At 54.5% G+C, this 3,560-nt stretch carries 2 rRNA genes; both read left to right on the top strand.

Annotated elements, in window-relative coordinates:
- The first annotated feature begins 162 nt into the window (after positions 1-162).
- Positions 163-3,296, top strand: a 23S ribosomal RNA gene (locus A5777_RS17475).
- 119 nt (positions 3,297-3,415) lie between these two features.
- Positions 3,416-3,532, top strand: a 5S ribosomal RNA gene (gene rrf / locus A5777_RS17470).
- Positions 3,533-3,560 lie beyond the last annotated feature (28 nt).

Below are 3,560 nucleotides of genomic sequence, written 5' to 3'. Positions count from 1 at the left end.
TGTGTGTTGTTTGAGAAGTGCATAGTGGATGCGAGCATCTTTATTTTTGCAATGCATACAAGTTTTTTGGTTGTGTGTTTTGTCGAGTTTTTGTGTCTACATTCGTGTCTCGCGTGGATCGTGCTGTTGTGCGGTGTGTGTGGGGTGTGTTTGTAGGTGTTGTTGTAAGTGTTTTAGGGCGTTCGGTGGATGCCTTGGTACCAGGAGCCGATGAAGGACGTGGTAGGCCGCGATAGTCCTCGGGGAGTTGTCAAACGAGCTGTGATCCGAGGGTGTCCGAATGGGGAAACCCAGCACGAGTGATGTCGTGTTACCACCAGCTGAATGTATAGGCTGTGTGGGGGGAACGTGGGGAAGTGAAACATCTCAGTACCCATAGGAAGAGAAAACAATTGTGATTCCGTGAGTAGTGGCGAGCGAAAGCGGAGGAGGCTAAACCATGCGCATGTGATACCGGGTAGGGGTTGTGTGTGTGGTGTTGTGGGGTTCATCTTCTCCGATCTACCTGTCGGGGCGTGAGTGATAAATGCTGCATGTTAGGTGAAGTGGCCTGGAATGGTCTGCCGTAGACGGTGAGAGTCCGGTAGCTGAAAACGTGTGGTCTTGCGTGATGGATGCCCAAGTAGCAGCGGGCTCGTGGAATCTGCTGTGAATCTGCCGGGACCACCCGGTAAGCCTGAATACTTCCTGGTGACCGATAGCGGACAAGTACCGTGAGGGAAAGGTGAAAAGTACCCCGGGAGGGGAGTGAAATAGTACCTGAAACCGGACGCTTACAATCCGTCAGAGCCTGTGAATCATTTGGTTGATTGTGGGTGATGGCGTGCCTTTTGAAGAATGAGCCTGCGAGTTAGTGCTCGGTGGCAAGGTTAACCCGTGTGGGGTAGCCGTAGCGAAAGCGAGTCTGAATAGGGCGTGGAGTCGCCGGGTCTAGACCCGAAGCGGAGTGATCTACCCATGGCCAGGGTGAAGCGTCGGTAAGACGTCGTGGAGGCCCGAACCCACTTCAGTTGAAAATGGAGGGGATGAGTTGTGGGTAGGGGTGAAAGGCCAATCAAACTCCGTGATAGCTGGTTCTCCCCGAAATGCATTTAGGTGCAGCGTTCTGTGTTTCTTACCGGAGGTAGAGCTACTGGATGGCCGATGGGCCCTACTAGGTTACTGACGTCAGCCAAACTCCGAATGCCGGTAAGTGAGAGCAGGGCAGTGAGACTGCGGGCGATAAGGTTCGTAGTCGAGAGGGAAACAGCCCAGATCGCCGGCTAAGGCCCCTAAGCGTGTACTAAGTGGAAAAGGATGTGGGGTCGCGAAGACAACCAGGAGGTTGGCTTAGAAGCAGCCACCCTTGAAAGAGTGCGTAATAGCTCACTGGTCAAGTGATCCTGCGCCGACAATGTAGCGGGGCTCAAGTACACCGCCGAAGCCGCGGCACTCACATAAGCCCGCCCATGATCTACGGGTTGTGGGCTAGGTGTGTGGGTGGGTAGGGGAGCGTCCTGCATCCGTGGAAGCGCCCGTGTGAACGAGGTGTGGAGGGTGTGGGAGTGAGAATGCAGGCATGAGTAGCGAAAGCAGAGTGAGAAACTCTGCCGCCGAATGACCAAGGGTTCCTGGGCCAGGCTAATCCGCCCAGGGTGAGTCGGGACCTAAGGCGAGGCCGACAGGCGTAGTCGATGGACAACGGGTTGATATTCCCGTACCCGTGTATCCGCGCCCATGCTGAATCAGTTGTACTAACTGTCCAGATCCCCCAGGAGTGCCTTCGGGCGCCGGGTGGGGTGATGCACAGGACCTTGGCTGGTAGTAGGCAAGCGATGGGGTGACGCAGGAAGGTAGTGGTGCCAGGCGATGGTTGTCCTGGTGTAAGCCTGTAGGACGAAACATAGGTAAATCCGTGTTTCATGTGTCTGAGAGGTGATGCGTAACCGTTGTGGTGAAGTCCATGATCCTATGCTGCCGAGAAAAGCCTCTAGTGAGTTGGTACACGGCCCGTACCCCAAACCAACACAGGTGGTCAGGTAGAGAATACTAAGGCGATCGAGAGAACTGTGGTTAAGGAACTCGGCAAAATGCCCCCGTAACTTCGGGAGAAGGGGGACCCATCCTGGTGAAGGACTTTTCGTCTGGAGCTGGTGTGGGTCGCAGAGACCAGAGAGAAGCGACTGTTTACTAAAAACACAGGTCCGTGCGAAGTCGTAAGACGATGTATACGGACTGACGCCTGCCCGGTGCTGGAAGGTTAAGAGGACCGGTTAGTTCCCTTTGGGGGGCGAAGCTGAGAATTTAAGCCCCAGTAAACGGCGGTGGTAACTATAACCATCCTAAGGTAGCGAAATTCCTTGTCGGGTAAGTTCCGACCTGCACGAATGGCGTAACGACTTCTCTGCTGTCTCAACCACAGACTCGGCGAAATTGCAGTACGAGTAAAGATGCTCGTTACGCGCGGCAGGACGAAAAGACCCCGGGACCTTCACTATAGCTTGGTATTGGTGTTCGGTTCGGTTTGTGTAGGATAGGTGGGAGACTGTGAAGTGGGCACGCCAGTGTTCATGGAGTCATTGTTGAAATACCACTCTGATCGTATTGGACTTCTAACCTCGGACCCTGATCGGGTTCAGGGACAGTGCCTGGTGGGTAGTTTAACTGGGGCGGTTGCCTCCTAAAATGTAACGGAGGCGCCCAAAGGTTCCCTCAGCCTGGTTGGCAATCAGGTGTTGAGTGTAAGTGCACAAGGGAGCTTGACTGTGAGACGTACATGTCGAGCAGGGACGAAAGTCGGGACTAGTGATCCGGCACCAACGTGTGGAAGTGGTGTCGCTCAACGGATAAAAGGTACCCCGGGGATAACAGGCTGATCTTCCCCAAGAGTCCATATCGACGGGATGGTTTGGCACCTCGATGTCGGCTCGTCGCATCCTGGGGCTGGAGTAGGTCCCAAGGGTTGGGCTGTTCGCCCATTAAAGCGGCACGCGAGCTGGGTTTAGAACGTCGTGAGACAGTTCGGTCTCTATCCGCCGCGCGCGTTAGAAACTTGAGGAAACCTGTCCCTAGTACGAGAGGACCGGGACGGACGAACCTCTGGTGTGCCAGTTGTTCCGCCAGGAGCACTGCTGGTTAGCTACGTTCGGAAGGGATAACCGCTGAAAGCATCTAAGCGGGAAGCCTGTTCCAAGATGAGGTTTCTCACCCTCTTGAAGGGTTAAGGCCCCCTACAGACCATGGGGTTGATAGGCCAGAACTGTACGCCTAGTAATAGGTTTAGGTGACTGGTACTAATCGGCCGAGGACTTACCAACAACACCCAACACATCAACTTGTAGTAAAGGTGTGTTCGCATCCACTATGACACTTCTGAAACAACACACGCAATTGCTCAACAAAGAGCGCATCCCGTGTGGATGTTGTTTCATATTGTTTCGGCGGCTATAGCGGTGGGGAAACGCCCGGTCCCATTCCGAACCCGGAAGCTAAGCCCACCAGCGCCAATGGTACTGCACTCTAATCGGTGTGGGAGAGTAGGACACCGCCGAGCACAACATTCCAGTAATGCCCCGCACCCC

Origin of the sequence: Gordonia sp. 852002-10350_SCH5691597 (assembly GCF_001665715.1) — a bacterium.
GTDB lineage: Bacteria > Actinomycetota > Actinomycetes > Mycobacteriales > Mycobacteriaceae > Gordonia > Gordonia sputi.
The sequence above is the reverse complement of the archived record's forward strand: the minus strand, read 5'-3'. Positions and strand labels throughout refer to the sequence as shown.